This is a genomic window from Streptomyces sp. NPDC050636, assembly GCF_040654775.1.
Taxonomy (GTDB): domain Bacteria; phylum Actinomycetota; class Actinomycetes; order Streptomycetales; family Streptomycetaceae; genus Streptomyces.
In genome coordinates, this window is sequence record NZ_JBFAIP010000031.1 from 72,715 (window position 1) to 79,904 (window position 7,190).

Sequence of the window (7,190 nt, forward strand, 5' to 3'; positions counted from 1 at the left end):
TCAGTGGCGGGTCAGGCCGGTGAACGGGTCGCGCAGGTCGGCCGGAGTGTGGTCACGGCGGACGTGCGCGGCGGTGGCCAGGTGGCGCTGGCAGATGGTCAGTTCGGGCGCGCCTTCGGGGAGCCGGGCCCGGCACGCCTCCCGCGTGGGATGGCGGCCGGTGCCGGAGTGCGGGGCTGCGTGGTAGGCGTCGTGGAGGTGCTCGGCGGCCTGCCACAGGCGAATCTGGCAGGCCCGCAGGTAATCGCCCTCGGCCTCGGCCACCGGGGTGGTCCGGGCGGTGTGGGCGTCGAGCAGGCCGTACAGGGCGGTGAGGTGGGCGTGGAGGGCGTCCAGCTCGGTGCGGTGTGCAGCCACGGTCCCGGAGGCGAGGTTGATGGCCCGGTGGAAGTCGAGCGCTGCGGTGGCGAACGGGACGAAGTCCGCGGCCAGGTCGGGCAGGGGATCGGTCGGCATGGAAGGGGCCCTTCGTTGAGCGCGGTGGTGGAGCTGGGGCGCTAGGGGCGGGCCAGCGGGAGGGCGGCGTTGGTGAAGGCTTCGGCCTGCTGCCAGGTGAGCGGGCGCAGATCGATGAAGCTGTCGGCGGCAGCCGTCTCGATCGCCGCGCAGGCGGCGTTGAGCTGCTCGGTGGTGTCGGCAGAGACGGTGAGGAGACCGGTGAGCCCGACATCGGCGTGACCGGAGATCAGCTGGCGCTCACGCTGTTTGATGTCGGCGTACTCGACTGAGTCCTCCTCGGAGTCGACTTGTCCCTTGCGCTGCCGCTCGGCGGCGTCCGCGATCACTGTGGCCTTCTTGCGCTGCACGTCCTTCAGCGCGGCATCCAGCGCCTTGGGGTCGTAGGACAGGGACAGAGCGCGGCGCACGCCAGAAGTGAAGAGGAGCTGGTGCAGGAAGCCGGGACTCGTCTCGACCCGGGGCCAGTTCTCGATCCAGAAGGTGGCGTGGTGGGCCGAGTCGGTCTGGATCTGGTCGGCCTTCTCGATCAGGACGACAGGGCCGGCGGCGGCCGGGTCGGCCTGAGGCCGTCCGGTGGAGGACCACTGGTCCAGCGCGGCGGACGCCTTGGGGTCGTACGCGGTACGGATCACAGCGGCGATCTCGTTCGCCGGAAGCCAACCAGTCGGCGTGAGACCAGAGTTTCGGGCGGCCTGATCAAAGGAAGAGGCGGTTTGAGCCAGGACAGTGAAGGCGCCGGAGAGTCCGCCGCCGGCCTGGTTGATCAGGCGTCGGGCGGCCTTGAGATCGAGGGCGAGGGCGACGTACGCCTCGTGCGGGGCTGCGGCGGGACCGGCGGCGGCCAGCAGATCGGCGTAGATGGGTCCGGCCAGGTGGGTGTCGGCGTTGCCGTGCTCGTTCCAGTAGCGGTTAAGTGCGTCACCAGAATCGGGCACGGTCCGCTCCAGCACCTGGACGCGGGCGATATGACCGGTACGGGCCAGGCCGGCGAGGGTGCGGCCCCAGCCGGACACGTTGCTGTTCTGGGTAGCCGGGTCGAGCAGGGCGAAGGCACGGGAGGAGACCTTCACCACGGCGGTCAGGGTGCCGTTGTGCGGATCGTGCACCGCACCGAACTGACCGTCGGGGGACGTGACCACCCGCAGCGAGGCGGCAGTACCCGGCAGGTGGAGCAGACCCTCGCGCCGCGGTCGGCCAGAGGGACGGGCCAGCCAGATGAGCTGGCCCCGGAAACGCCGCAGCGCGTACCGCAGGGCGATGGGTGCCCAGTCGGCGAGGGAGCGCCCGCGGTGGCGGATGAAGACCGCCGCCAGGATGACCACCCACAGCGGGATGAGCTTGAGCGCCCCGGTGACGCCGGATTGCATCAGCACCGCGAGCAGGAGCAGGCCGGTGAGCGTGACGACGGTGAGCTGGGCGACCGAGAGGCCGAGCAGTACACCGCGGCGTGAGCGGTGGGGGAACTTCACGGTGGCCGGGCCGTCGGCTGTGGACAAGTCGGGGTGGTGCATGGCGAAGCCGTCCTTGGAACGTGGAGAGAGTAAAAGGGGGGACGGGGGCGGGAGGCCGAGAGCGGCGGCCTGGCCCGCCCCCGTCAGGTGAGGGCTACGAGCCCGATCCGCCCGGTGGCTTGGGGTAGATCCACCGCTGCGGCGTGGAACCGCCCTGCGGCGGAGGTCCGCTTGCCGGAGGCGGCCCGCTGTGCCGTGGCGCAGGCGGGTCCATCCGCGTACTCGCCGCGGCCGAGGCGCCCTGGGGCATCGGCCCGGAAGAGACCGGCGCCGAAGCTGCCGCCGCGCCCGAGGCGGTCCCCTGGCCGGGGCGCTGGATCAGGGGCTGGCCGCGGTCGCCGTCCGTGGGAGGCCGCTGGATCAGCGCCCGGCCCTTGTCGCCCGTGGCGTCGGGGTCCTCGCCGTAGCGGAAGCGGGTCTGTTTCGGCTTTCCGCCACCGCTCGAACCGCCGGTCGGATCGATGCCGGAGGCGACACCATCCGTGCCCTGGCCCGGCACCTTGGATGGCCCCTGCGGAACAGGCGTCCCGGTGCCCGCCTGCATGGCGAGCTGGGCTGCGGTCTTGGCCGCACCGGCCGCCACCGCCATGCCGGCCACACCGGTGCGGTGCAGGTCATCGTGGCCCCCGCCATCAGCGGCCCAGTGGATGAACTTGTAGGTGGCGTACGGGCACAGCATCACCAGGACCATCACGACGATGCCCGCGATCGCATCCGACAGGGCGCTGAGCCCGTCGTGTGAGTTGGTCTTGCCCATGGCCGAGACACCCAGCAAGAACACGATCGTCATCAGCAGTTTGCTGACGACCAGGGTGGCCGTGGCCTCGATCCAGCCGCGGCGCCAGCGCTTGGCCACCTCCCAGCCGCCGCCGGCCCCGGCGAAGACCGCCAAGGTGACCAAGACGAGAATGCCGACCTTGCGGGCGACCATCACGGCCCAGTACAAGAACGCTCCGATGGCGCAGCCGAGTGCGATGATCGAGGGGACACCCCAGCCCAGGCCGTACATCGCCCCCAGTGCGTTGACCTTGACCATGCGGCGGACCGCGTCATCGACGGAACTGTTGGCTGCCTTGAACAGACCGGCGCTGAGCGCGTCGACCACGGTGATGGCGACGGTGGTGCAGGCGATGGCGGCGAAGGCGAAGAAGACGCCGACCATCGTGCCGAACGCGGCCTGGGCGAGGGCGCGTTCGTCCCTGCGCCAGGCGGCGCGGGTGAGCTGCAGGCAGAACGTGCCCACCGTCAGGATCAACCCGATCGGCAAGAGCAGTTCGTAGTTGTTGCGGAACCACTCGGCATTCAGGTCGATGGCGGTGGTCTTGTCGACGGCCTTGGACGCGAGGTCGGCAGCGGACTGGGCCACTTCGCCCATCGACTTGGCGATCCAGGCACCGATGCCGTCGGTGACCGCCTCGCCGGTGGAGCTGACGACGCCGCCGACGGCCTCGCAGACCGAGTTCATCAAGGGAAGGTCGCAGGCTCCCATCAGGGCACCTCCTTATCCGGGTTGAGGGTGGTCATGGCGCGGCGTTGGGCATGACGGCGGCCAGCGCGCAGTTCTGGTGCGGCCGGCACTGGACGGCGAGGGTCATCGACCGGGACTCGGCTCCGGCTCCCGAGCCCTTCCAGGCGAGGGTCTGCTGGCCGGTGACCGTGACGGCGTAGAGGTACGCCTCGGTGATCGCACCGGGATCCTGGGCCAGCGCGGTCTTGAACGCCTGCGGGAAGTGGCCCTCGCTGACCGTGGCGCTCGCGTGCTGGTGGTTGTCGTGCATCCGCGACCACAGCACCGGGCTGGGAACCTGGTCGGTGATGGACTTCCAGTCGGCGTACTTCTTCTCGCCGGTCATCCACCGTTTCAGCCCGGCCAGATGCTCGGCCTGGGAGAAGGTGCGGGTGTCGTACGTCCACAGGATCTCCGTGGCCGCCTTGGCGAACACGATCGGATCGCTCGTCTTCGGAGGATCCGCGACAGCGACACGCTTGCCGTCAGTCGCCTCGGGCGAGGGCGACGGCTCCTGGGCGGACGTCGACGGCGGGGAGGGCTTCGCCGAGGCCGGGCTGTCCGTACGGTTCAGATACGCGACCAGACCAGCGACGGCCAGCAGCACGGCGAGAATGATGCCGCCGATCAGCGAGCGCCGCAGCACAGAGGCTGGTGCTCCGTACGTGTGCTCCTCGGGATTGCGGAGACGTTTCTTCGGCATCAGTGGACCTGCGTTCCCATCGCGGAGAAGAACGCGACGATGCCGTTGGCCGCACCCAACAGCAGGGCGCATCCGGCGGCAACGGCCGTGCCCTTCTTGCCGTTGGCTTCTGCCTGGTGGCCGCCGCTGTGGTGGCCCCAGGCCCAGACGACCGCGGAGATGACCAGGGCGCCGACCGCGGCGATGATGCCGAACAGGTTGATACTGCCCATCACGTTCTTCAGGACATCGAGACCGGGAAGCCCGCCCTGCTTCGGCGTAACGCCGGGGTTGTAAGCCAGGTACTGGGCGTGCTGCATGAGCTTCATGGGAACTCCAGTGCGAATGCGGGCATGCGAAGGCCCGGAAGGGAGGAAGAGAAATGGGGAGAGAGGAGGGAGGAAGAGAGGCTGGTCAGACGACTCGGCGGGCGGCGAGGACGTCCGGCCGCCAAGTGGCGAAAGTCGAGATCTTGACCACGTCGCCGGTCTTCGGAGCCTGCAAAATCAGCCCCTGGCCGAGGAACATCCCGACGTGTTCCGGCACAGCGGCCGTACCGCGGGTGAAGAGCAGATCGCCGGGCTTGAGGGCATCGACGCTGACCGCCCTACCCTCCTTGACCTGTGTGTACGTGGTCCGAGAGATCGAGACACCGCCGGCCTTGTACGACGCCTGCATCAACGACGAGCAGTCACAACGCCCCATCGGATCCTGACCGTGCCCATCGGCGCAGCTGCCACCCCACTGGTACGGAGTGCCGAGCTGACCCAGACCCCAACGGATCGCCGTACGAACCGACTTGGGCGCATCGGCCGGGATCTTGTAGCCCTTGGGGACGGACCCGGCCGGGATCGGGTCGAACCCGCTCCCATCGCCTCCCGTCCCACATCCACCAGCAGGGACCTCCGGAATGGCGTCCTTGCCGTCGTCCTTGCCGGAACCGCCCTTGGCCGGGAGGTTCTTGGCGATGGACTTCTGGAGCGCCGTGGCCAGCGGTTCCCACTTGGCGTAGGCGTCCGGGAACCCGCTCGCCTGGACCGCCTGCGCGGCCTGGGCGACGGTCATCGACTGCCAGCCCGAGACCTTCAGCAGCCCCTCGTAGAACTTCGTCGAGGCGTGCACCGGATCCCGGACCTGCGCCGCGGTGCCCCAGCCCTGGCTGGGCCGCTGCTGGAACAGACCGAGAGAATCCCGGTCGCCGTAGTCCAAATTCCGCAGCCCCGACTCCTGCAGAGCAGTCGCCAGCGCAACGATCTGCCCCCGAGCAGGCACCTTCATCGCGGTGCCGGTGGCCAGGATCGTCTTGGCGTTCGGTATCTGCTCCTTCGGGTTGTCCAGCCCCGAAACGGACACAGAACCCTTGCCGCCGCCCTTGAGGATCGACTCCACCTGCTTGGCCACGCCCTTGGCATCCACCGCACCGGCACCACCGGCGTCGCCGCAGGCGGCCTCGGCGTTGCTGGCGCCGGCCAGGGCGACGGCGACGGGCGCGATCAGCAGAACCGGGGCGAGGACGACGCCCCCGGCTATCGCTGCAACCTTCTTCACAGCCGGCCACCAGACGCTCGGCGTATCCAGATATCCGGCTCGGGCGAGGGGCGTGCCTGGGCATGCTGCATCAGCAGCTCCTAACTCGTAGGCAGCGCGGTGCCGGCGTTCTCGTCGAAAAGGCCACCGGCACCACGCCGGTTAAACAATCGAAAGTCCCCGAAGGAAGGGCCGCGCTTCGGAGCTGCTAACTCCGAAGCGCCGGACCCTTTATCGCAATGGGGCAGCCAGCCGCCCTCGTAATCTCGCAAGCCACACGGTGAATTCCTCTCCCTCGCATCCGTCAGGGTTTTCACGGGTGCCGAGCGGGTCACCGATTGGACGAGGCAACACGCATCAGCACAGTTCAACAGGGCCGGAACCAGGGCCCGTCCTGCGAACACGCCGAGACTGTAGAGACAAAATCCGGCCGCACCAAACGAGCCACGATCATGAAAAGGGAGGGCAAGATCACGCCATTGGGTGCGGCCGGAAAAAGGCGCTAACCTCCAGCCCACTGCTCGCCCCAGTCAGCCGCCTGTGCGGTTGTCCCGAGCAGTTCTTGCACGCATATCCCGTTCCACGGGGGCGTGCATGTGGTCGTCTTCCAGAAAGAGAGATCCGCCGAATGTCGTCGTACACCCTGCACCGAGGCGATGCGCTTACCGTCCTGAAGTCCCTCCCGGACGAGAGCGTCGATGCCGTCATTACCGATCCGCCGTACAACTCCGGCGGGCGCACCAGCTCTGAACGCACCGCCCGCACCGCACGAGCGAAGTACACCAGCGGCGACGCACAGCACGACCTCGCCAACTTCCCCGGCGAAAACCGCGACCAGCGCTCCTATCGCGCATGGCTGACCGAACTGCTCACTGAGGCATACCGCGCCAGCCGCGAACACGCCGTCGTCATGGTCTTCTCCGACTGGAGGCAGGACCCCACCACGTCCGATGCCCTGCAAATGGCTGGCTGGACTTGGCACGGGAAAATGCCGTGGATCAAGCCGGCCTCACGGCCCCGCAAGGGCGGACCGAAGCAGGACTCCGAGTTCATCCTCTGGGGCGTCAAGGGCACCCTGGACAACACCCGCGACCTCTACCTCCCTGGCCACTTCATCGCCTCCCAGCCCCGCAAGGACCGCGTCCACATCACTCAGAAACCCATCGAGGTCATGCAGCAACTCGTCCAGGTCTGCCCGCCCGGCGGCACCGTCCTCGACCCCTTCACCGGCTCCGGATCCACCGGCATCGCCGCCCTGAAGGAAGGCCGCAACTTCGTCGGCGTCGAACTGTCCGACCACTACGCCGGCATCGCCGAGCAGCGTCTCCGCAGTGTCCTGACCCAGGACGACTTCGCACTCGCCGGGCCCGAGGAATGAGACCAGCACACCCCGGCAGACCGGGCCAGAGCACAGACCAAGGGCGGTTGCGTCATCGAGAACCCGATGAGGCCACCCCCCGAGTACGGTCGAGGTGAGCCCCCAAAGACACACAGCCGGCACAGG

At 68.6% G+C, this 7,190-nt stretch carries 7 protein-coding genes; 1 reads left to right on the forward strand and 6 read right to left on the reverse strand.

Features of this window, described 5'->3' with window-relative positions; genetic code table 11:
* The 6 genes from AB0I10_RS22625 to AB0I10_RS22650 all read right to left on the reverse strand — a co-directional run bounded on the left by AB0I10_RS22625 (position 1) and on the right by AB0I10_RS22650 (position 5,707).
* Positions 1-456, reverse strand: coding sequence for a DUF6238 family protein (locus AB0I10_RS22625; RefSeq protein ID WP_363154367.1), 456 nt, complete (start codon positions 454-456; stop codon positions 1-3).
* Between the two features lie 41 nt (positions 457-497).
* Complete coding sequence (locus AB0I10_RS22630; protein ID WP_363154368.1) at positions 498-1,970, reverse strand: SCO6880 family protein; 1,473 nt, start codon at positions 1,968-1,970, stop codon at positions 498-500.
* 94 nt (positions 1,971-2,064) lie between these two features.
* On the reverse strand, positions 2,065-3,459 hold the full coding sequence (locus AB0I10_RS22635; protein ID WP_363154369.1) for an ATP-binding protein: 1,395 nt from the start codon (positions 3,457-3,459) through the stop codon (positions 2,065-2,067).
* A 31-nt stretch (positions 3,460-3,490) separates the two neighbouring features.
* On the reverse strand, positions 3,491-4,180 hold the full coding sequence (locus AB0I10_RS22640; RefSeq protein ID WP_363154370.1) for a hypothetical protein: 690 nt from the start codon (positions 4,178-4,180) through the stop codon (positions 3,491-3,493).
* On the reverse strand, positions 4,180-4,488 hold the full coding sequence (locus AB0I10_RS22645; protein WP_046929256.1) for a DUF6112 family protein: 309 nt from the start codon (positions 4,486-4,488) through the stop codon (positions 4,180-4,182). The genes AB0I10_RS22640 and AB0I10_RS22645 overlap by 1 nt, the downstream gene beginning before the upstream one ends.
* 85 nt (positions 4,489-4,573) lie before the next feature.
* Positions 4,574-5,707, reverse strand: a complete 1,134-nt coding sequence (locus AB0I10_RS22650) for a C40 family peptidase (protein ID WP_363154371.1) — start codon at positions 5,705-5,707, stop codon at positions 4,574-4,576.
* A 607-nt stretch (positions 5,708-6,314) separates the two neighbouring features.
* Between AB0I10_RS22650 and AB0I10_RS22655 the strand changes: the two genes are divergently transcribed.
* A complete protein-coding gene (locus tag AB0I10_RS22655; protein WP_363154372.1) occupies positions 6,315-7,064 on the forward strand; it encodes a site-specific DNA-methyltransferase in 750 nt (249 codons plus the stop codon).
* Positions 7,065-7,190 lie beyond the last annotated feature (126 nt).

Coding starts and splice junctions, on each gene's coding strand:
- AB0I10_RS22625 (WP_363154367.1), bottom strand. CDS start 456: ATGCCGACCGATCCCCTGCCCGACCTGGCCGCGGACTTCGTCCCGTTC.
- AB0I10_RS22630 (WP_363154368.1), bottom strand. CDS start 1,970: ATGCACCACCCCGACTTGTCCACAGCCGACGGCCCGGCCACCGTGAAG.
- AB0I10_RS22635 (WP_363154369.1), bottom strand. CDS start 3,459: ATGGGAGCCTGCGACCTTCCCTTGATGAACTCGGTCTGCGAGGCCGTC.
- AB0I10_RS22640 (WP_363154370.1), bottom strand. CDS start 4,180: ATGCCGAAGAAACGTCTCCGCAATCCCGAGGAGCACACGTACGGAGCA.
- AB0I10_RS22645 (WP_046929256.1), bottom strand. CDS start 4,488: ATGAAGCTCATGCAGCACGCCCAGTACCTGGCTTACAACCCCGGCGTT.
- AB0I10_RS22655 (WP_363154372.1), top strand. CDS start 6,315: ATGTCGTCGTACACCCTGCACCGAGGCGATGCGCTTACCGTCCTGAAG.